Source organism: Streptomyces sp. NPDC048290 (assembly GCF_040652095.1).
Taxonomy (GTDB): domain Bacteria; phylum Actinomycetota; class Actinomycetes; order Streptomycetales; family Streptomycetaceae; genus Streptomyces.
In genome coordinates, this window is the sequence record NZ_JBEZLM010000009.1 from 264108 (window position 1) to 284587 (window position 20480).

Consider the following 20480-nt stretch of genomic DNA (forward strand, 5'->3'; position numbering starts at 1 on the left):
ACCCGCCGGTGCGCGGTGTCGGCGGCGCGCACTGTCAGCGTCGCTCGTCCAGGTTCCGGACGAGGCCCGCGAAGGCGTCCTGTTCGGCGGGGGTGAGTTCCACCGACTCCAGCGCAGGAGCGGACTGGCGCTGATGCGGCAGCGCGGCCAGCGTGTGCGCCCCGGCGGGACCGGAGTGCCAGAGGGCGAAGCCGCTGCGGCCGTGGCGCAGGATGCGGATCACGCAGACGACCCAGGCGACCGCACACAGCACCAGGACGGCCGTGCCCACCCATGGCAGGGGCGAGAAGTTCTCGGGCATGTGCCCCAGTAGACAGCACGGCCCGGGACTTTGGCCCCGGACCGTGATCTATCTCGCAGGTCTCCTGAATGACTCACAGTCATCCACAGCAATTCATAGCTGACTCTAAGGGTTTACATCCGCCCATAGTCCCCTCAAAGGGGCGGACCCTTCTCCTCCGGCGGTACCCACCGTCACACCGTCACCGGCTGCTTGGTCCCGTTCGCCGCAGCCGCCCCGGCGTCCGGCGCACCCGCGGTGGCCGACCCGGCGGGCCCGCGCAGGCTCTTGAGGATCACCACCAGCGCGGTGGTGACGCCGACTCCCGCGGCGAGCGCGAGCAGATAGAGGAACGGATTGCCGATCAGGGGGACGACGAAGATACCGCCGTGCGGGGCGCGCAGGGTCGCGCCGAAGGCCATCGACAGCGCGCCGGTGACCGCGCCGCCCGCCATGGACGCCGGGATCACCCGCAGCGGGTCGGCCGCGGCGAACGGGATCGCGCCCTCGGAGATGAAGGACGCGCCCAGCACCCAGGCGGCCTTGCCGTTCTCCCGCTCGGTCGGCGTGAAGAGCTTGCCGCGCACAGTCGTGGCCAGCGCCATCGCCAGCGGCGGGACCATCCCGGCGGCCATCACCGCGGCCATGATCTTCATCGCGGAGTCACCGGGCGCGGCGACCGCGATCCCGGCGGTGGCGAAGGTGTAGGCGACCTTGTTGACCGGGCCGCCGAGGTCGAAGCACATCATCAGGCCGAGCAGCGCGCCGAGCAGCACGGCGTTGGTGCCGGTCAGCCCGTTGAGCCAGTCGGTCATGGCGTTCTGCGCGGACGCGATCGGCTTGCCGATCACCACGAACATCAGGAACCCGACGATCGCGGAGGAGATCAGCGGGATCACCACCACCGGCATGATCCCGCGCAGCGACGCCGGGATACGCACCCGCTGGATCGCCAGCACCACCGCACCGGCGATCAGCCCGGAGGCGAGACCGCCGAGGAACCCGGCGTTGATGGTGAGCGAGATGGCACCGCCGACGAAGCCGGGGACCAGCCCGGGGCGGTCGGCCATGCCGTAGGCGATGTACCCGGCCAGGACCGGGACGAGGAAGTTGAAGGCCACGCCGCCGATCTGGAAGAACAGCGCGCCCCAGCTGTCGGCCTGGGTCCACCCGAAGTGGTCCATCACCGACGGCGCCTGGTTGATCTCGTAGCCGCCGATCGCGAAGCCGAGGGCGATCAGCAGACCACCGGCCGCGACGAACGGGACCATGTAGCTCACCCCGGACATCAGCCACTTGCGGAGCTTGGTGCCGTAGCCCTCGCCCGCCTCACCGGCCCGGTCCACCGGCGTACGGCCCGGCGCGGGCGCCCCGCTCACCTCGCCGCGCGCCGCCTTGTCCCGGGCCTCGGCGATCAGTTCGGCGGGGCGGTTGATGCCCGCCTTCACTCCGACGTCGACCGTGGGCTTGCCCGCGAAACGGTCCTTCTCCCGGACGGGGACGTCATGGGCGAAGATCACGGCGTCCGCGGCCTCGACCACCGCGGGGTCGAGGCGGGTGAACCCGGCGGAGCCCTGCGGCTCCACGACCAGGTCGACGCCCGCCGCACGGCCCGCGTTCTCCAGCGCCTCGGCGGCCATGTAGGTGTGCGCGATACCGGTGGGGCAGGAGGTGACGGCGACGACACGGAAGGGGCGGCGCCCGGAGTCGACGGCGCCCGGCCCCTCCGGGGTGTCCGGCATCTCCGGGGTACCCGGGGTGGCCGAGGTAGCCGAGGTGGCCATGGAGTCGGACTCAGCGCCAGAGCCAGTGCCGGACTCAGCACCGGAAACAGCACCGGACCCCGCGCCGGAGCCAGTGCCGGACCCCGCGCCGGACCCCGCGCCGGAGTCAGCACCGGACCCAGCCTCGGACTCAACTCCGGAAACAGCGCCGGAAGCACCCTCAGCCCCAGCCGAAGCACCGGCACCCGCACCGGCACCCACACCGGCCCCCGCCCCCGCCTCCCCCATGATCAGCGCCGCCGCGCCCCCCGCGTCCTCCACGGCCCGCAGCGCCGCCGTGAACTCGCCGTTCATCAGCTGCCGGGCGAGCGCGGACAGGATCGTCAGATGGGCGTCGTCGGCGCCCGCGGGGGCGGCGATCAGGAAGATCAGGTCGGCCGGGCCGTCCGGCGCGCCGAAGTCGACACCGTCGGCGCTGCGGCCGAAGGCGAGGGTCGGCTCGGTGACATGCTCGCTGCGGCAGTGCGGGATACCGATGCCGCCGCCCAGGCCGGTCGGCATCTGGGCCTCGCGGGCGGCCACGTCGGCGAGGAAGCCATCGAGGTCGGTCACCCGGCCCAGGGTCACCATGCGCTCGGCGAGGGAGCGCGTGGCGGCTTCCTTGGTGTCGGCGGACAGGTCGAGATCGACCAGATCCGCGGTGATCATCTCGCTCATCGCGGGCTCCTTCGCACGCGTATCACCCGGGGGACGGGGTGGACCGGACAGACATCGTTGGGGACAGAGAAGACAAGAGGAAGAGACGGGGCATAGAGGACCCCGGAGCGGAAGAGCAGACGCCGGTTCATGACACCGGCTCCCGCAGCGCCCGCCCCACGGGGATCTCCGGCGTCACCGTCACCCGCGCCGCGTCCAGGTCCGCCGGGGTCGGCATCACACTGCCGGGCAACTGGACGGCCGCCGCGCCATGGGCGACCGCGGAGGCCAGGGCCGTCGGGCCGGTACCGCCCGCGATGAGGAACCCCGCGAGGGAGGAGTCGCCCGCGCCCACGTTGGAGCGTACGGCGGTGACGGGCGCCGTGGCGAACCACGCCCCCTCGGCCGCGACCAGCAGCTGGCCGTCCGCGCCCAGGCTGGCCAAAACCGCGCGGGCGCCCATCGCCCGCAGTTCCTCGGCCGCCGTCAGCGCGTCACCGACGGTGGCGAGGGGCCGGGCGACGGCCGCGGCGAGTTCCCCGGCGTTGGGTTTGACCACATCGGGGCGGGCGCGCAACGCCTCGACCAGGGCGGGCCCTGAGGTGTCGAGGGCGATCCGGGCGCCCGCGTCATGCGCCCGAGCGACCACGTCGGCGTACCAGGACGGCGCGAGTCCACGGGGCAGGCTGCCGCAGCAGGCGATCCAGTCGGCCCCCGCCGAACGGTCCCGGACGGTCCGCAGCAGGGCTTCCTGCTCGGCCGCCGACAGCCGCGGGCCCGGCGCGTTGATCTTGGTGAGGACGCCGTCGGGTTCCGCCAGCGCGATATTGGAGCGGGTGGCTCCGGCGACCGGTACGGGGGCGACCTCGATGCCCTGCGCGTCCAGCAGTTCGGCGACCAGCGCGCCCGGGGCGCCGCCGAGCGGCAGTACGGCGACGGTCCGCCGACCGGCCGCGGCGACCGCCCGTGACACGTTCACGCCCTTGCCGCCGGGGTCCATGCGGTCGGCACCGGCGCGGATCACCTCACCGCGTTCCAGTGCGGGGATCTCGTAGGTGCGGTCGAGGGACGGGTTGGGGGTGACGGTGAGGATCGTGCCGGTCATGCCCGGACCACCTCGGCGCCGCCGCGCTCGATGGCCGCCGCGTCCTGCGGGGTCAGTCCGTCGTCCGTGATCAGCAGGTCGACGTCGGTCAGATCGCCGAAGCGGGCGAAGTGTTCCTGTCCGTGCTTGGTGGAGTCGGCGAGCAGCACCACACGGCGGGCCGCCGCCATCGCGGCCCGCTTCACCGCGGCTTCGGCGAGGTCGGGGGTGGTGAGTCCGTGCGCGGTGGAGAAGCCGTTGGCGGCGACGAAGAGGACGTCCGCGCGGATCTCGGCGTACGCCCGCAGCGCCCAGGCGTCCACGGCGGCGCGCGTACGGTGCCGGACCCGGCCGCCGACCAGGTGGAGCTGGATGCCGGGGTGGTCGGCGAGCCGGGCGGCGATGGGGAGGCTGTGGGTGACGACGGTGAGGGACGCCTCCAGCGGTACGGCCGCGGCGAGCCGCGCCACGGTCGTACCGGCGTCGAGGATCACCGTGCCGTCGGCGGGGAGTTCGGCGAGGGCGGCTCGGGCGATGCGGTCCTTCTGGTCGGCCGCGGTGGACTCGCGCTCGGTGAGGTCGGGCTCGAAGTCGAGCCGTCCGGCGGGGATCGCCCCGCCGTGCACCCGGCGGACGAGTCCGGCGCGGTCGAGGGTGGTCAGATCGCGGCGGATCGTCTCCGCCGTCACCTGGAACTCCTCGGCCAGCGACAGCACGTCCACCCGGCCCGCGTCCCGCGCGAGCCGGAGGATCTCCTGCTGTCGCTCCGGTGCGTACATGTCCGTTCGCCTCCGACTCTGCCCGAGTGTGTGGTTTTACTTCTGTTACGTCGGAGAGTACGGCTCGATGTCCGGAAAGTAAACTGGTTCGGACGTCGATCGGTGCGGTTCGGACGTCAAACGGGCGTGAACGGACATATACGGGACGGCGGCACAGGGCGGGACCGGCCAGCCCCCAAGGGCCCGGCGTAGGTGTGGCCCCAGAACATGCCGGAAGGCCCGGCGTCCCCACGCCGGGCCCTCCGCCGCACCGCTCCCTGAACCCTCCGCTCAGGAGACCAGCTCCGGCTCCCGCTCCCGCCCGGCCTCCGGCACCCCCGCGCCCTCCGGCGCCCCCGGCACCGCTCGCCGCCCCGGCAGCGCGAACATCACCAGGAAGATCAGCACCAGCAGCCCCGCGACCCAGCCCAGCGCGTTCTGGAACCCGTCCAGGTACTCCGCGCCGAGCGCGCCGGGCGCCACCGTCTCGTCGATGACCCCGAAGAACACCACGGACACCAGCCCGAGCCCGATCGCGTTGCCCATCTGCGTCACCGTGTTCATCAGCCCGGACGCGGCGCCCGCGTGCTCACGCGGCACCTCGGAGAGCACCGCGTCGGTCAGCGGCGCCACGATCAGGCCCATGCCGACGCCCATCACGATCAGCGGCAGCGCCATCTGCCAGGACGCGATGTCCATGCCGTACCGGCCGGACTCCCAGAGGTAGAGCAGCACACCGGCCGCCATGGTCACGGCGCCCGCCTGGAGCACCTTGCGCCCGAACCGCGGGACCAGCTTCTGCACGGACACCCCCGCCGCCACCGACACGGCGACCGAGAACGGCACACCGGTCAGCCCGGCCCGCAGCGCCGACCAGCCCAGCCCGATCTGCATGTACAGCGTCCAGACCAGGAAGAACACGCCCAGCACCACACCGAACACGGTCTGGACGGCGATCCCCGCCGCGAAGCTCTTCACCTTGAACAACGACAGCTCCACCAGCGGCGACCCGTCCCGCGCCGACTTGCGCCGCTCGTACGCCACCAGCGCGGCGAACACCCCGAGCGAGCCCGCCATCGACACGAAGCCCCAGACCGGCCAGTCGTTCTCCCGGCCGTGGGTGAGCGGGTAGACCAGCATCAGCAGACCGGCCGTGACCAGGACGACCCCCACCATGTCCAGCCGCAGCGCGCGCGGCGCCTTCGACTCGGAGATGAACCGGCTGCCCAGGATCAGCGCCGCGACCCCGACCGGGAGGTTGATCAGGAAGATGGGCCGCCACTCGAGACCGAACAGGTTCCACTCCGTGAGCAGTGCGCCGAGCAGCGGCCCGGACACCGCGCCGAGCCCGACGATCGCGCCGAACAGTCCGAAGACCTTGCCGCGTTCGTGCGCCGGGAAGGTGGCGTGCACGATCGCCAGCACCTGCGGGACCATCAGCGCCGCCGTACCGCCCTGGAGTATCCGGGAGGCGACCAGCATCTCCGGGTTCGCCGCGAATCCGCACAGCGCGGAGGCCACCGTGAAGCCGGCGACACCGATCAGGAAGATCCGCTTGCGGCCGTAGATGTCGCCGAGCCGTCCGCCGGTGATCAGTCCGGCCGCGAAAGCCAGCGCGTACCCGGCGGTGATCCACTGGATCTGACTGAAGCTGGCGCCCTCGTCCCGCTGGATGGAGGGGACGGCGATATTGACGATGGTGACGTCGACGAGGTCCATGAAGGCCGCCGTCATCACGATGGCGAGCGCGAACCAGCGCCTCCGGTCCCCCACCTCGCCCTGCTGCCGCGTCTGCGTTGTCTCGCTGGAGTTCATAGGAGCACACTAGAAGCCCAGTAGGTCAGATCGTGTCCTAGTGGTACGGCATCCTCGGAGCCATGACGACGGACACTCCGGCACGGCTGCTGACCCTCCTCTCCCTCCTCCAGACGCCCCGCGAATGGCCCGGCGGCGAACTCGCCGGCCGCCTCGGGGTCTCCCGGCGTACCATCCGCCGGGACATCGACCGGCTGCGCGACCTCGGCTATCCCGTCCAGGCCAGCAAGGGCGCCGACGGCGGCTACCGGCTGGTCGCCGGAAAGGCGATGCCCCCACTCGTGCTGGACGACGAGGAGGCCGTCGCCATCGCGGTCGGGCTGCGGGCCGGGGCCGGACACGCGCTGGAGGGCGTGGACGAGGCGTCGGTACGGGCGCTCGCCAAGCTGGAGCAGGTGCTGCCCGGCCGACTGCGCCACCGGGTGGCCACGCTCCAGGCCGCCACCACCCCGCTGGTCCTCGGCGACGGCCCGCGGATCGCCCCCGAGACCCTGACCACCATGGCGTCCGCGGTGGCCGGTCATGAGCGACTGCGCTTCGCGTACCGCTCCGGCGACGGCACCGAGTCCCGCCGCCTCACCGAACCGCACCGCCTGGTCTCCACCGGCCGCCGCTGGTACCTGGTGGCGTACGACATCGACCGCGCCGACTGGCGCACCTTCCGGGTCGACCGGGTGAGCGACCCCTTCGCCACCGGCGCCCGGTTCGCCCCGCGCGAGCTGCCCACCGGCAGCGCGGCGGAGTACCTGCGGCGCTCGATCAGCCACCACCGCACGTCGTACGACTTCACCGTGACCTTCGCCGCCCCCGCCGCGGCGGTCTCCGCCCGGCTCCCGGCGTTCCTCGGCACCCCGGAGCCGCTCGACCCGGACCACTGCGAACTGCGCGGCACCACGGAGGACCCGGTGGAGTGGCTGGCGGTCCGCCTCGCGATGCTCGGCGTCGACTTCACGATCCGGGAACCGGCCGAGCTGGTGTCCCACGTACGGGAGATGGGGGCGCGGATGGTCCGCGCGGCGGGGGCTGAGGGGGCGGGGGCTGAGGGGGCGGGGGGCTGAGGGGGCGGGGGGTCAACTGGGCTCGGGCTCGCGCTCGGATTCGCGCTCGGGCTTGGGCTCGGGCTCGGGCTCGGGCTCGGATTCGGGCTCGGATTCCGACGCGGAAACTCGGGCTCCGGGCTCCAGGCGCCGACTCGGGGGCTCAGACTCGTCGGGCTCGGGCTCGGAAACTCGGGCTCAGACTCATCGGGCTCGGAGACTCGGGCTCGTCGGGCTCGGAGACTCGGGCTCAGGCTCGGGCCCGTCAGACTCGCCGCTCAGACCCGCTCCCAAGGAAACTCCCGCAGCGCCGCCAGGTTCCGGACCGCGAGCGCGGCCGGTCCGCCCGCCCCGCCCGCCGGGGCGTCCCCGGCCGCCCAGGACTCGACGGCCACACGGACGGCGGCACTGGCCACGGCGGCGGCGAAGCGCAGCGCCGGAGGTGGGGGCGGGGCGGTGTCGGGCGCGGGCTCGGCCGGAGCGGCTGGCGAAGTGGCCGGCGAACCGGCTGGTGAAGTGGCTGGCGAACCGGCTGGCGAAGCGGCTGGCGAAGTGGCCAGCACAGCGGCTGGCGGAGCGACACGGGGCAGGTCAGCCCGGAGGCCAGTCGCGGGACCCCCCGCCCCGGCAACGTTGTCGCCACCGCCCACCGACCGGGTCCGTTCCGCCAGTACCCGCGCGAGTTCCCGCTCCGAGGTCCGCCCCACCTCCGCCCACACCCGGCCCAGCGAGGGGCTCGCCTCGGCCAGCCGGACCAGGGTCCGTACCCATTCCCAGGCCGCCGACGACACCCCGGCGCCCGGGGTGAAGGTGTGCCGGACCGCGTACTCCAGCGCCTCGGGCACCGTCAGCCCGGCCGGGGCGTCCCGGACCGCCTGCGCCCAGCGCTGGGCGCCGGTGGCGTAGAGCGGGGCGACGGCCTCCTCCTTGGTCGCGAAGTACCGGTAGAAGGTGCGCGGGGCGATACCCGCGGCCTGGGCGATGTCCTCGGCCCGGGTCGCCCTGAGGCCCCGGCTGACGAAGAGACCGGCCGCCGCGCGGGCGATCTCCATCCGGGTCGCCGCCTTGCGCCGCTCGGTGAGCGAGCCGGACGGGACGGGCAGGGCGGGCGGGGTCCCCGCCGGAGCCCGCGGGGACGAGGAATCGGGGCGATTCTGTGCGGGGGTGGTGCTGCTCACGTCGGCAGGCTATGCCGCTGTGGCAGAATCTGCCATCCGGCGGGCCACCCCGGGGTTCAGGTTCGGGGTGCCCCGCCTTTCGTATGCCCGCACGGGACCGTCCGCCCGCTCAGCACACCGCCCCCGGATGACCCCGGACACGGGCAGGGAGCCGTACGCCGACCCGGAGCCGTACGCCGCCATGAAGCCGGACGCGGACATGGAGCCGGGCCCTGGCGCCAGGGGGGGGAGGCGCGCAGAGCCCGGCTCTGGGAAAGTCCCGGCGCCGGGGGGGTTGAGCGTCGGGACGTGGCTCCATTGTCAGTGCCGCCACCGCGATGGCAACCGCACTGTGCACTCGTGTGCCCTGAAGTTCTGTTCCCGATACCACCCGGTTCGAAGCAGATCACCGGATCGGCGCACAGCGGATCAGGGCTCACAAGGGTCGTGCCAGGGCTCAGGCCACCGCGTCGAACCCGGTGTCGCGAGCCAGCTTCTTCAGCTCCAGCAGCGCGTGCTTCTCGATCTGCCGGATGCGCTCACGGGTCAGCCCGTGCTCCTTGCCGACCTCGGTCAGGGTGCGCTCACGGCCGTCGTCGATGCCGTAGCGCATCTTGATGATCGAGGCTGTGCGCTGGTCGAGGCGGCCGATCAGGTCGTCCAGCTCCTCACTGCGCAGCAGGGTCAGCACCGACTGCTCCGGGGACACCGCCGAGGTGTCCTCCAGCAGATCGCCGAACTGGGTCTCGCCCTCGTCGTCCACCGACATGTTCAGCGAGACCGGGTCGCGGGCCCAGTCGAGGACGTCGCCGACCCGCTCGGGGGTGGAGCCCAGCTCCTTCGCGATCTCCTCGGGCTCCGGCTCGCGCCCCTGGTCGCGGTTGAACTCGCGCTGCACCCGGCGGATACGGCCCAGCTCCTCCACGAGGTGCACGGGCAGCCGGATCGTCCGCGACTGGTCGGCTATGGAGCGGGTGATGGCCTGGCGGATCCACCAGGTGGCATACGTGGAGAACTTGAAGCCCTTGCGGTAGTCGAACTTCTCCACCGCGCGGACCAGTCCCGCGTTGCCCTCCTGGATCAGGTCGAGCAGGGGCAGTCCGCTGCGGGGATAGCGCCGGGCGACCGCGACGACCAGCCGGAGGTTGGAGCGGATGAAGACGTCCTTGGCCCGCTCCCCGGAGGCCACCAGGGCCTCCAGCTCGGCGCGGCTGGCGTCGGTCTTCGTCTCCTCGAAGCCCTCCAGGACCTGGCGCGCGAACACACCCGCCTCGATGGTCTGCGACAGCTCGACCTCCTTGGCGGCGTCGAGCAGCGGGGTGCGCGCGATCTCGTCGAGATACATGCCGACCAGGTCGCGGTCGGCGATCTCGCCGCCAGAGGCGCGAACGCTGCGTGCCGCGTCGGAGGTCCCACCGGAGGTGGACTTACGACGGGCGACGGCACGGGTTGCCATGCGTGCTCCCTTGCGATGGTGGGGTCAGCGGGTGGTCCGTGGACACTCGACACCCTCGGTACGCTGCCGGGGCTCGCGGCCCGCTGGAGCTGTTGGCGCTCCGCGGGCTCCGCGCGCTCTCGACACGTACTCCGTGTGCCCTGCATCCGATGGAAACAACGACTGGAAACCGGACAGAATTCCCACCGTGCCCCCCAATTTTCTGATCATGCAGTACCCTGTGGCGCCGCGGCGGGGCGCGGGACACCTCCGGAACGGTCGGATGTGCGGGTCGGACAGGAACCGGGAGGGGAACCGGGAGAGGAACCGGGAGTCATCCCGGTGGTCCCGACTCCTCCGGCTTTTTTCCTGTTCGCTCTGGTAGACGGACGGCACCGGCCGAAGGTTGCCAGCGGGCCGTACTCACAGCGAATCCTTGGTCGCACCACATCCGCCTCTTACCTTCCGGCCCCGTCCCGACCCGACCCTTCCGGCCCCGTCCCGACCCGTCTCGGCCCCTCCCGACGACATCCCGGGGCCTCCCCCTATGTCACACGTCCCGGAGGGCCCGGCGGCTCAGCCGAACTGCACCGACCGCTTGGCCAGCCCCATCCAGAAGCCGTCGATCACCGACCGCCGGGCGTCCGGCCCGCCGGAGGCGTCCACCGCGCCCAGGGTGACGAACAGCGGGGCGAAGTGCTCGGTGCGCGGATGGGCGTACCGCCCGGCCGGGGCCTTGTGGAGGAAGTCCAGCAGGCTGTCCCAGTCGCCGGTGTCCAGGGCCCGGCGGCCCCAGTCGTCGAACTCCGCGGACCAGGTGGGCACCCCGGGGCCGGTGTGCCGCAGGGCGGCCAGGTTGTGGGTGAAGAAGCCGGAGCCGACGATCAGCACGCCCTCGTCCCGCAGCGGGGCCAGCCTGCGCCCCAGCTCCATCAGACGGGCGGGGTCGAGGGTGGGCATGGAGATCTGGAGGACGGGGATGTCGGCGGCCGGGAACATCTCGACCAGCGGGATATAGGCCCCGTGGTCGAGGCCGCGGTCGGGGAAGTCCTGCACGGGTGTGCCGGGGGCGCGCAGCAGTTTGCGGACGGACTCGGCGAGGGCGGGGGCGCCCGGGGCCTCGTAGCGGACCTGGTAGTAGTGCTCGGGGAAGCCCCAGAAGTCGTAGACCAGGGGGACGGTTCGCACCGCGCCGAGGGCGAGGGGGGCCTCCTCCCAGTGGGCGGAGACCATGAGGATCGCCTTGGGCCGGGGCAGACCGGCGCCCCAGGCGGCCAGCTCGCCGGGCCATATCGGATCGTCGGCCAGCGGCGGGGCGCCATGGCTGAGGTACAGCGCGGGCATCCTCGCGGGCACGGACGACCTGGGCGCGGGCGATGCGGACGCGGGCGATGCGGACTCGGTGGCCACGGCTCCCCAGCTCCCTTCCACTCATTACTTGAATCCTAAAACAACTCTGACGACCTCACCGTACGACCCCTTTGTTCAAAGTTCAAGGAGATCGGTCGTACAGTGGACCCATGAACACCTGGCTCAGCGCCGACGAACAGCGCGTCTGGCAGGCGTATCTGCACGCCACCACGTTGCTGGAGGACCATCTCGACCGGCAGCTCCAGCGGGACGCCGGGATGCCGCACATCTACTACGGGCTGCTCGTCCTGCTCTCCTCGGCGCCGGACCGCCGGCTGCGGATGACCCAGCTGGCCCGGCACGCCAAGATCACCCGCTCCCGGCTCTCGCACGCCGTCGCCCGCCTCGAACAGCACGGCTGGGTGCGCCGCGAGGACTGCCCCTCCGACAAGCGCGGCCAGCTCGCGGTCCTCACCGACGAGGGGGACGAGGTGCTGCGCCGTACCGCGCCCGGTCATGTGGACGCCGTACGGCAGGCGCTGTTCGCCCGGCTCACCCCGGAACAGCAGAAGTCCCTCGGCGAGATCATGCGGATCGTCGCCGAGGGACTTCAGCCGTGCGAAGCGGGTGCGGACCTGCCCTGGCTCCGCTGAGCCGCTCTCCCGGCGGGAGCCGGGGCAGGTCCTTCGATGCCGTACGGGGGAGGCGTCCCCTCCTCCCCCGCGGGCAGGCCCGAGGGGTACGACGGACGGTGGCCGTCCGTCAGTGGCGCGGGCGCCCGGTCAGTGGGCGATCACCGGCACCGGCGCCTCGTCCTGAGCGCCCTGACCGTCCTTGGCGCCGGAGGTCACCGTGGTGGAGCCGGGGCGGCCGGCGTTGACCATCACGAAGGCGATCAGCGCGGAGACCACCAGGATGCCGACGGCGACCCAGATGGCGCTGGTGTAGCCCTCGACCTGGCCGCGCAGCTGGACCAGTTCCTGCGCGGCGCGGTTGGTGCCCGCGCCGGCGATGTTGTCCGCGATGTACGACGTGGTCGCCGAGGCGGCGATGGTGTTCAGCAGCGCCGTACCGATCGCGCCGCCCACCTGCTGGGAGGTGTTGACCATCGCGGAGGCGACCCCGGAGTCGCGCGGGGCGACACCCTGGGTGGCCAGCGACATGGCGGGCATGAACGCCGTACCCATGCCGAGGCCGAGCAGCAGCATGCCGGGCAGCAGCAGGGCCGCGTAGGACGAGTCGACCTCCAGCTGGGTCAGGATCAGCATGCCGACGGCGGCGACCAGGAAGCCCGGTCCCATCAGCAGCCGGGGCGCGACCCGGGTCATCAGCCGGGTACCGATCTGGGTGGAGCCCACGATCATGCCCGCGATCATCGGCAGGAAGGCGAAGCCGGTACGGACCGGCGAGTACCCCTGCACGATCTGGAGGTAGTAGGTGAGGAACAGGAACAGACCGAACATGCCGATCACGGCCAGGCCCAGCGAGAGGTAGATCCCGCCGCGGCTGCGGTCGGTGACCACCCGCAGCGGCAGCAGCGGGGCCTTGACCTTGGACTCGACGAGCACGAACGCCAGCAGCAGCACACCGGAGCCGACGAACATGCCGACCGTGAGCGGGTCGCCCCAGCCCTCGGACTCGGCGCGGGTGAAGCCGTAGACCAGCGCGACCAGACCCAGGGTGGACAGGATGACGCCGGGGACGTCGAGCGGCGAGCGGTTGCGTCCGCCCTCGGGCTCCCGGATGACGTACCAGGCACCGGCGGCGGCGGCGATCGCGAACGGGATGTTCACGAAGAACGTCCAGCGCCAGTCCAGGTACTCGGTGAGGAATCCGCCGAGGATCAGACCGACGGCACCACCACCACCGGCGATGGCCCCGTAGATGCCGAACGCCTTGGCGCGCTCACGGGCGTCGGTGAACATCACGGCCAGCAGCGACAGCGCGGCGGGCGCGAGCAGGGCGCCGAAGACACCCTGGAGGGCGCGGGCGCCGAACATCATGGCCTCGTTGGTGGCGGCACCGCCGAGCGCGGACGCGACGGCGAAGCCCGCCAGACCTATGACGAAGGCGCGCTTACGGCCCCACAGGTCCGCGATCCGGCCGCCGAACAGCAGCAGACCGCCGAAGGCCAGGGCGTAGGCCGTGACGACCCACTGCCGGTTGCCGTCGGAGATGCCCAGGTCCTGCTGGGCGGAGGGCAGGGCGATATTCACGATGGTGGCGTCCAGCACCACCATCAGCTGGGCGAGCGCGATGAAGACGAGCGCTTTCCAGCGCCCGGGATCGGGGACCGGCGAGGAGACGCCGGAAGCCTTGGCGGCTGTTTCAGACATGGAGGTACCCACTTCGGAACTTCGTGACGGAATGTGGAACGAGGACGGATGACGAGTACGGACAGGGACGGTCAGCCTGAAACGAGGGAGCTACGGCTATTCACCGAGACCTGCTGAAATTTCGGGCTTGGACAGGGAAACGGGAGAGTGAACGCCGAGCGCGCTCAGCGGTACGCGGGACGGATGGGATGGGTGTCGTGAGTCTGGTGACTGCGACTGGTGACTGCGACTGGTGACTGTGGCCGGCGGGCGAACTCATCGTTGGGCCGTGCTCCGGCGCAGATCCTCCATGGTGACGGCGGCTCCGGGCAGCGGTGAGCGGGCCGGTGCCCGCATACCGTCCAGGAACAGCTGAAGATGACGGTGTACGAACGGGTCCATCCCGATGCAGACCGTGCCGGCCGGGGGCCGGCTGAGCTGGGCGACGGCGAGCATCAGATCGCCGACCCCGATGTCCGCCCGGATCTGACCGGCCGCCTTCGCCCGGTCCAGGGCCTCGCCGACCAGCGCCTCGAACCGCATACGCGCCGCTTCCAGATCCGGATGGCTGCGGTCGAAGCTGCTGGACATCATCGGGCACAGCGCGCTGATCCGTTCGTCGGCGGCGGTGTGCGCGATGCGCTCCAGCGCCGAGAACGGGTCCGCGCACTCCGCGAGCGCCTGCTCCGCGGCGTGGGCGGTGCGCTCGATGACCGAGCAGACCACCTCACGGATCAGGGAGTCGCGGTCCGGGAAGTTCCGGTACACCGTGGCGTTGCCGACTCCGGCGCGGCGGGCGATCTCGTCGAGCGGGGCCTCGGCCCCGTACTCCACGAACATCTCCCGGGCGGCGGTGACGATGCGCTCCCGGTTGCGCAGGGCGTCGGCGCGGGGCCGGGGTGCCTTGCGGCGTTCGGGGGTCGCGGTGTCCACGGTGTCTCCTCGGTCGGTGTGCGCCGGTCTGCTGCGTCGCTGGTCCGCGTCGCTGCTTCGCCGGTCGGCGTCGCTGCTCTGCTTCGCTCGGCGTCGCTGCTGTGCTTCGCTCGGCGTCGGTCTGCTTTGTGAACCGGGGAGTGGTTCCCCGGATCGTCGTACGCGTGGTTAAACGGGGACGACGTCCCCGGTTATTTCCCGACCGTGAGAAGAATCCGCGTGACCTGCGTCACAACACTCCGGCCCCGGAATTAACTCCCCCACCACACACAACCCCCCGTCCGGCTCCCTCAGCGCGCGCCCGCGAGCGGCTCCACCCAGGGTGAGCGATAGGAAGCAGCCGGTCGCCGGTGGGTCATCCGTGGGGTCGTCGTCCGTGGGGTCGCCGTCCGTGTGTCACCCGTCCGCCCCGCCCGTCCCGTGTCCGTCCGCGGCTGCCCGGAGCGAAAGGCCCCCCATGCAGCCCTCCCGCAGCCGGATACGTCCCAGCCGAGTCGCCGCCCTCGCCTCCGTGACCGCGCTGACGTTCGCCGTCAGCACCGCGGCCGGCACCGGCCGGCACACCGTCGGTTCGTCGGCCGCGGGCGCCACCGCCCTGTCCCGTTCCTCCGCGCTGGGCCCCTGCATGATCAGCGGACGCGGCGAGGTGCTGATGTCGGAGGGCGTGCCCACCGCGGACGGCTACGCGCCCTCCACCGGCACCGTGCGCGCGCTCAGCCTGATGGTCGACTTCCCCGACGCCCCCGGCCAGGGCGACGCCATGGACCGCTACCGCGAGTTCTTCCCGCAGACCACGGACTGGTTCCGCACCAGCTCCTACGGCCGTCTCGACTACCGCTCCGAGGCCCCGGTCACCCGCTGGCTGCGGATGCCCAAGACGTTCGAGGAGTACGGCATAGAGCGCGGCGCCCCCTTCGACCCGGGCTACCGGCGGCTGGTCCAGGATCTGGTGGGCGCCGCCGACCCCGATGTCGACTTCACCCGCTACGACCTGCTGAACGTGCTGGTCACCCCGAACGCCGGGCCCTCCGCCCTGGACACCGTCCTGTCGGTGACGTTCGCCGGGAACCCGGACGCGCCCACCGCCGACGGCGTCCCGGTCGCCAACGCCTCCTTCGTCTACTCCCGCCAGGACGACGGCTCCGGCTCCTACGGCCGCACCGGCTTCCGGGTCCTGCCGCATGAGAACGGCCATGTCTTCGGCCTGCCCGACCTCTACACCCAGGAGGGCGGGGCCGCGGTCGGCCACTGGGACATCATGAGCGAGGACTGGGGCGCCAACAACGATCTGCTCGGCTGGCACAAGTGGAAGCTGGGCTGGCTGGACGCCGACCAGGTGGCCTGTGTCTCCGGACCGGGCACCGCCGAGCACCGGCTGACCCCGCTCGCCCGGACCGGCGGCCCGAAACTCGTCGTCATCCCCCTTGACGCGCGCACCGGTTACGCGGTCGAGTTGCGCACCCGGGTCGGCAACGACGAGACGGTGTGCCGGGCCGGGGTGCTGATCTACAAGGTGGACGCGGACGTCGACACCGGCCAGGGCCCGGTCCAGGTGTACGACTCCCGGGGCGACAGCGGCGGCTGCACCCGCTCGCCCAATGTCCACGCCGAACTCTCCGACGCGACCTTCCTGCCCGGCGAGACCTTCAAGGACCCGAAGAACGGGGTCACCGTCGCGGTGGCATCGGCGGACCTGGACGGCAACCACGTGGTCCGCGTGACCCGCACGGACTGACGAACCGACCAGGCACCTACTTATCCCCATCCGGTCCGTTGTCCTGTCTATGTGTGCAGTGGGGACGAAGAGGAGGCGGCGCCTGCCCCGACGGGCACACCTCCCGGTGACTTCCCGGGACGGCCCCGCTTTCTTCCCGATCTCTCAGGAACGGCTCCTAACCTCCGGGACATGGCAGATCACAGCCCCCACCCCACCCGCCGTAAGGTCATCGTGGCCGGTGGCGCCGGTGTGACCGCGATCGGACTCAGCGGCGCGTACATCGCCTCCGCCGACACGGCCACCCCGACGACGACGCCTCCCCCTTCCGCCTCCCCCTCCCCCTCCCCCTCCGCCCCGGACGTCCTCCCGCTGACGAAGGAGACCACCGAGGGCCCGTACTACCTCGACTACGACAAGCACCGCGTCAACATCACCGAGGGCAGGCCCGGCACCCCGCTGGAACTGCGCATCCAGGTGCTGAACGCCGAGAACGGCGAGCCCGTGCCGGACGCGTCCGTCGACATCTGGCAGTGCGACGCGCTCGGCATCTACTCGGGGTACGCGGAGACCTCCGAGGCCATGAACGAGGGCGAGCTGGAGTTCGAGGGGGCCATCCCCAAGCTCGCCCCCGACAGCAGGACCACGTATCTGCGCGGCTTCCAGATGACCGACGGCTCCGGCTGGGTCCGCTTCAGGACCATCGTGCCCGGCTGGTACACCGGCCGGACCGTGCACATCCACACCAAGGTGCACACCCGGGGCGTTCCTGGACCAGGCGTACGCCGAGGGCCAGACCGTCCACACCGGCCAGGTCTTCTTCCCCGAGGACCTGATCACCGCCCTCGCCACGCTCAGCCCCTACAGCGGCAACGACCTGCCCCGCACCACCAACGCCACCGACTCCTTCTTCACGGGCGACACGGCGGCCGACGGCATGCTCACGGTCACCTGGGACCGGGCCGCCCCGACCCGGCAGGCCCGCGCCACCATCAAACTGGCCGTCGACCTGGAGGCGATCAACCCGGGCCGGGCCGGCAACACCCCGCCACCGCCCGTCCGCTGACACCCGACGACTCTCTGCTGATCGCCGAGGGCGACGACAGCCTCCGGGTCCTGCCGGAGTCCGTGCCGCGCCACGCCGTTCACACGGCGACGGGCACGGACTCCGGCCGGTCCGCGTCCGCGCTGCGCGAGATCGAACGCCGTCCGCCCGAGGCGATCCCGCTCGACGCCGGGCCACCCGGCCTCGCCGCCCGCGCCACAAGATCGACCGCTTCGACCCACCACTTGACCCCCACGGTCAGGGGGGTGGGCTATTACCTACGCCTCCCACGCGAGCCCCGTACCCCTTGAACCCTTACGACCCCTACGACCCCTACGGCCTAGTCCTTGCGGCCGGTGACGGCGACGGTGACCCCGAGTCCGATCATGGCGAGCCCACCGGCGCCCCCGACGGCGGAGAGCCTTCGCGGGGAGCGCGCGAACCAGTCCCGGGCGGTGGCGGCGGCCAGCCCCCACACCGTGTCGGAGGCGACGGCGATCACGCTGAACACCACCCCGAGCAGCAGCATCTGCGCGGCGACCTGCCCCTGCCCCCGGTCCACGAACTGTGGCAGCACGGCGGCGAAGAAGACGAGCGTCTTGGGGTTGGTCACCCCCACGGCGAACCCTTCCCAAAAGGTCCGCACCCCGCCGACGCCGGCCCCACCGGCCTCCCCGTCGGTGACGGCCCGCGCGAGCGCCCCGCGCTCCCGCCACGCCTTGACCCCGAGATAGACGAGGTAGGCCGCCCCGGCGAGCTTCAGCACGGTGAACACGACGACCGACCGCTCCACCACCGACCCGACCCCCAGGGCGACGGCGACGATCAGCACATAGGCCCCGACGGTGTTCCCCACCACGGAGGTCAGCGCGGCCCGCCGCCCCTGACTGAGGGCCCGCCCCACGACGAACAGCACACTGGGACCGGGCACCACGATCAACAGGAACGACATGGCACCGAAGGCGATCAACCGCTCAGGAGACACCATGCCGCCATGCAAGCACGCGCCGCCCGACCCCCTCCACCCCTTTTCCCACCGGGCCCCTCACGCCCACCCGCTACACTGACGGCGGCGGCGCGCACGGGGGCCGTTCCCCCATCCGCACCACCTACGCCTTCGCCTTCGTAGCTCAGGGGATAGAGCACCGCTCTCCTAAAGCGGGTGTCGCAGGTTCGAATCCTGCCGGGGGCACATAGTTTGACCAGGCAAAACGCATCGAACAGCCCCCTCGGAATGATCTCCGAGGGGGCTGTTTCGTGGCCCGGGGGACACGCGGGGGACAAGACGCGATCAGGCGGCGTCCGGGGCCCCGTCCCGGGGGACAGAGGACACCAGCCGCAGATGTCCTCTGCTGCGAGAGGGCTGGACCTGGCGCTCGTCCGCAGCCCGCCGCTCCGGCTCGTACGGCTCATCGGCGATCTGCGACGGCTGGCTCTCCCCCACTGCGGCGGGGACGGCTGCCGTGGGAGGCTCGGTGTCCGTCTCGGTGGCGGACTGCTGTTTGTCGTCGGGCTTGTTGACGCCGTTCCGGCGCGGCACGAGGTCGAGGGGGGCGTCTGCAGCGGCCTGCTCGAACTGGGGCATCAGGCTGGTGTAGGTGTCGGCGGTGAGCTGGTAGCTGCTGTGGCCGAGCAGGACCTGGATGGCCTTCATGGAGAGGCCGGCGGCGAGGCTCAGGGAGGCCGCGCAGTGGCGCAGGTCGTGGAGTCTGATGGGCGGGAAGCCGAGTCGCTTGATGAACCGGTCGAAGGCCTGGGAGACGTTCTTGGGGTGGTGAGGGCGGCCGTCGGGCAGGGTGAAGACCTTGCCGGAGTCGACGTACGGATGGTCGTACGCCTTCAGCGCCTGCCCCTGCCGCTCTTGCGGGGTGGCGTTCAGCCACTGCTGGTGCTTGCTCTCCCATTCGGCGCGCTGGGCCTTCTGGACGTCCCGCCAGGCGGTCAGGAGGGCGAAGGTCGCGTAGTCCAGGGCGACGGCGCGGCGCCCACTGCTGCTCTTGGGGGTGTCTTCCCAGACGGCGTTGGTGGAGTCGGTGACGATCTGTTCGCTGATGTGCGCGACGCCTTTGGTCATATCAAGTTCGGACCAGGGAAGGCCTGTTGCTTCTCCGCGGCGTGGTGCGCGGAAGGCCATGAGGTGCCACATGATGTACAGGCCTTGTTCGACGGCTGCGTCGAGGAATTCACCGGTCTGCTCGGGGGTCCAGACCATGACGGGGCTGGGCTTCTCGCCGGTTTCACGCCAGCGGGCCACGCGCTCTTCGGTCCAGACGAGCGCCTCAGGGCGCTCGTACTTGGGGATGGTGACGAGCTTGGCCCAGTTCTGGGTGATCAGCTTCTCGGTGACGGCGTCGGAGAGCGCGGCGGAGAGGCAGTCGAGGTATTTCTTCTGCCTGCCGGGGCCAGTGTCCTGGCGGGGCTTGGTGCGGGCCTCCTTGAGGGCTTCACGGGCCTGGTGCCAGGTCTGACGGAGTTCCGGGGGCCGGGGTGTTGGGGCTTTCCTCCAGGCTTGATGGGCTGCGTCGCAGGCGGCCTTGGCCTGCTGGGCGGCGATGCGGTTGGCTTCCTTGATCTTGTTGAAGGCCCAGATCTGCTTGAACATCTCCTGGACGTGGCGGTCCCGGAGCTCGCGCATGGAGAGGTGGCCGAGCGCGGGTATGAGGATGCGGTCGATGAAGTCGCGGTAGTCGCTGCGGGTGCTGCGCTTGAGGTCGACGCGCTTGTCGTGCCAGCGGTTGAGGTACTGGGCGACGGTCTCTTTGGATTCGACGTTGACGCCGCCTTGGGCTTCGTCCCACAGCTTCTGTGCTGCTTCCTTGGCTTTCGTCTGGGTGAGGAAGCCGCCCTTGCGTGGGCGTCGGCGCTGGCCGCCGACGCCGTCGGGGAGTTTGACGTAGTAGTACCAGGTTCCGTGTTCGCGCTTCTTCAGCAGAGGGCAGCTTGAGCCGAGTTCACGTGTCTTGAGTCGGTTGCGAGCGTCGAGTTCCGGCTGGCCGTTGTCGTCGAGTTTGGGCTCGGTGCACTTGCATCGCTTGTAGACGCTGCCGTCGAACACCTGGGATTCCCCCTGAATGTGCTGGGTTGTTCCTTACGTGTCCTGATCATGCTGTAGCGAAGGTGACGCTTCCTTGGACGCC

16 protein-coding genes and 1 tRNA gene are annotated in these 20480 nt (G+C 71.4%); 5 read left to right on the top strand and 12 right to left on the bottom strand.

The window, feature by feature from the left end; translation table 11 throughout:
* Positions 1–34 precede the first annotated feature (34 nt).
* From AB0D49_RS18180 to AB0D49_RS18200, 5 genes are all read right to left on the bottom strand, one after another.
* Complete coding sequence (locus tag AB0D49_RS18180; protein WP_362758191.1) at positions 35–301, bottom strand: hypothetical protein; 267 nt, start codon at positions 299–301, stop codon at positions 35–37.
* Positions 302–474: 173 nt separating this feature from the next.
* The gene (locus AB0D49_RS18185; protein WP_362758193.1) at positions 475–2721 is read right to left on the bottom strand and encodes a fructose-specific PTS transporter subunit EIIC; all 2247 of its coding nucleotides are present in this window, start codon (positions 2719–2721) and stop codon (positions 475–477) included.
* A 127-nt stretch (positions 2722–2848) separates the two neighbouring features.
* Positions 2849–3805: a 1-phosphofructokinase gene (gene pfkB, locus AB0D49_RS18190; protein ID WP_362758195.1), complete on the bottom strand. Its 957-nt coding sequence runs from the start codon at positions 3803–3805 to the stop codon at positions 2849–2851.
* A complete protein-coding gene (locus AB0D49_RS18195; protein WP_362758197.1) occupies positions 3802–4563 on the bottom strand; it encodes a DeoR/GlpR family DNA-binding transcription regulator in 762 nt (253 codons plus the stop codon). The genes pfkB and AB0D49_RS18195 overlap by 4 nt, the downstream gene beginning before the upstream one ends.
* A 270-nt stretch (positions 4564–4833) precedes the next feature.
* Complete coding sequence (locus AB0D49_RS18200; protein WP_362758199.1) at positions 4834–6357, bottom strand: MFS transporter; 1524 nt, start codon at positions 6355–6357, stop codon at positions 4834–4836.
* Positions 6358–6419: 62 nt separating this feature from the next.
* Here AB0D49_RS18200 and AB0D49_RS18205 point away from each other — a divergent pair, with 62 nt between their 5' ends.
* Entirely contained in the window at positions 6420–7415 is a 996-nt protein-coding gene (locus AB0D49_RS18205) for a WYL domain-containing protein (RefSeq protein ID WP_362758201.1), read from the top strand.
* Between the two features lie 257 nt (positions 7416–7672).
* On the opposite strand, the gene AB0D49_RS18210 is transcribed toward AB0D49_RS18205, so the two are convergent.
* The 3 genes from AB0D49_RS18210 to AB0D49_RS18220 all read right to left on the bottom strand — a co-directional run bounded on the left by AB0D49_RS18210 (position 7673) and on the right by AB0D49_RS18220 (position 11330).
* On the bottom strand, positions 7673–8497 hold the full coding sequence (locus tag AB0D49_RS18210; protein ID WP_362758401.1) for a TetR family transcriptional regulator: 825 nt from the start codon (positions 8495–8497) through the stop codon (positions 7673–7675).
* 511 nt (positions 8498–9008) lie between these two features.
* Positions 9009–10007, bottom strand: coding sequence for a sigma-70 family RNA polymerase sigma factor (locus tag AB0D49_RS18215; protein WP_362758202.1), 999 nt, complete (start codon positions 10005–10007; stop codon positions 9009–9011).
* 555 nt (positions 10008–10562) lie between these two features.
* Positions 10563–11330, bottom strand: a complete 768-nt coding sequence (locus AB0D49_RS18220) for a class III extradiol ring-cleavage dioxygenase (RefSeq protein ID WP_362758402.1) — start codon at positions 11328–11330, stop codon at positions 10563–10565.
* Between the two features lie 176 nt (positions 11331–11506).
* On the opposite strand from AB0D49_RS18220, the gene AB0D49_RS18225 reads away from it, so the two are divergent.
* The gene (locus tag AB0D49_RS18225; RefSeq protein ID WP_362758204.1) at positions 11507–11989 is read left to right on the top strand and encodes a MarR family transcriptional regulator; all 483 of its coding nucleotides are present in this window, start codon (positions 11507–11509) and stop codon (positions 11987–11989) included.
* A 129-nt stretch (positions 11990–12118) separates the two neighbouring features.
* Here AB0D49_RS18225 and AB0D49_RS18230 read toward each other — a convergent pair whose 3' ends face one another.
* Both AB0D49_RS18230 and AB0D49_RS18235 read right to left on the bottom strand, forming a co-directional pair.
* On the bottom strand, positions 12119–13672 hold the full coding sequence (locus AB0D49_RS18230; RefSeq protein WP_362758206.1) for an MFS transporter: 1554 nt from the start codon (positions 13670–13672) through the stop codon (positions 12119–12121).
* A gap of 255 nt (positions 13673–13927) precedes the next feature.
* Positions 13928–14584, bottom strand: a complete 657-nt coding sequence (locus tag AB0D49_RS18235) for a helix-turn-helix domain-containing protein (RefSeq protein ID WP_362758208.1) — start codon at positions 14582–14584, stop codon at positions 13928–13930.
* A 457-nt stretch (positions 14585–15041) separates the two neighbouring features.
* Between AB0D49_RS18235 and AB0D49_RS18240 the strand changes: the two genes are divergently transcribed.
* Together AB0D49_RS18240 and AB0D49_RS18245 are read left to right on the top strand one after the other, a co-directional pair.
* Positions 15042–16319 (top strand): M6 family metalloprotease domain-containing protein, encoded by a 1278-nt coding sequence (locus tag AB0D49_RS18240; RefSeq protein WP_362758210.1) that lies wholly within the window; start codon positions 15042–15044, stop codon positions 16317–16319.
* Between the two features lie 171 nt (positions 16320–16490).
* The gene (locus tag AB0D49_RS18245) at positions 16491–17654 is read left to right on the top strand and encodes a hypothetical protein (protein WP_362758212.1); all 1164 of its coding nucleotides are present in this window, start codon (positions 16491–16493) and stop codon (positions 17652–17654) included.
* 29 nt (positions 17655–17683) lie between these two features.
* On the opposite strand, the gene AB0D49_RS18250 is transcribed toward AB0D49_RS18245, so the two are convergent.
* Positions 17684–18331 (bottom strand): LysE family translocator, encoded by a 648-nt coding sequence (locus tag AB0D49_RS18250; RefSeq protein ID WP_362758214.1) that lies wholly within the window; start codon positions 18329–18331, stop codon positions 17684–17686.
* 131 nt (positions 18332–18462) lie between these two features.
* On the opposite strand from AB0D49_RS18250, the gene AB0D49_RS18255 reads away from it, so the two are divergent.
* Positions 18463–18535 (top strand) — tRNA-Arg (locus AB0D49_RS18255).
* 99 nt (positions 18536–18634) lie between these two features.
* Here AB0D49_RS18255 and AB0D49_RS18260 read toward each other — a convergent pair.
* The gene (locus AB0D49_RS18260) at positions 18635–20398 is read right to left on the bottom strand and encodes a tyrosine-type recombinase/integrase (RefSeq protein ID WP_362758216.1); all 1764 of its coding nucleotides are present in this window, start codon (positions 20396–20398) and stop codon (positions 18635–18637) included.
* Between the last annotated feature and the right edge of the window lie 82 nt (positions 20399–20480).

Excerpts from the sequence above, each read along its gene's own strand:
- AB0D49_RS18185 (WP_362758193.1), bottom strand. The coding sequence starts at position 2,721 with ATGAGCGAGATGATCACCGCGGATCTGGTCGATCTCGACCTGTCCGCC.
- AB0D49_RS18240 (WP_362758210.1), top strand. The coding sequence starts at position 15,042 with ATGCAGCCCTCCCGCAGCCGGATACGTCCCAGCCGAGTCGCCGCCCTC.
- pfkB (WP_362758195.1), bottom strand. The coding sequence starts at position 3,805 with ATGACCGGCACGATCCTCACCGTCACCCCCAACCCGTCCCTCGACCGC.
- AB0D49_RS18215 (WP_362758202.1), bottom strand. The coding sequence starts at position 10,007 with ATGGCAACCCGTGCCGTCGCCCGTCGTAAGTCCACCTCCGGTGGGACC.
- AB0D49_RS18225 (WP_362758204.1), top strand. The coding sequence starts at position 11,507 with ATGAACACCTGGCTCAGCGCCGACGAACAGCGCGTCTGGCAGGCGTAT.
- AB0D49_RS18220 (WP_362758402.1), bottom strand. The coding sequence starts at position 11,330 with ATGCCCGCGCTGTACCTCAGCCATGGCGCCCCGCCGCTGGCCGACGAT.
- AB0D49_RS18250 (WP_362758214.1), bottom strand. The coding sequence starts at position 18,331 with ATGGTGTCTCCTGAGCGGTTGATCGCCTTCGGTGCCATGTCGTTCCTG.
- AB0D49_RS18245 (WP_362758212.1), top strand. The coding sequence starts at position 16,491 with ATGGCAGATCACAGCCCCCACCCCACCCGCCGTAAGGTCATCGTGGCC.
- AB0D49_RS18195 (WP_362758197.1), bottom strand. The coding sequence starts at position 4,563 with ATGTACGCACCGGAGCGACAGCAGGAGATCCTCCGGCTCGCGCGGGAC.
- AB0D49_RS18180 (WP_362758191.1), bottom strand. The coding sequence starts at position 301 with ATGCCCGAGAACTTCTCGCCCCTGCCATGGGTGGGCACGGCCGTCCTG.
- AB0D49_RS18205 (WP_362758201.1), top strand. The coding sequence starts at position 6,420 with ATGACGACGGACACTCCGGCACGGCTGCTGACCCTCCTCTCCCTCCTC.
- AB0D49_RS18200 (WP_362758199.1), bottom strand. The coding sequence starts at position 6,357 with ATGAACTCCAGCGAGACAACGCAGACGCGGCAGCAGGGCGAGGTGGGG.
- AB0D49_RS18230 (WP_362758206.1), bottom strand. The coding sequence starts at position 13,672 with ATGTCTGAAACAGCCGCCAAGGCTTCCGGCGTCTCCTCGCCGGTCCCC.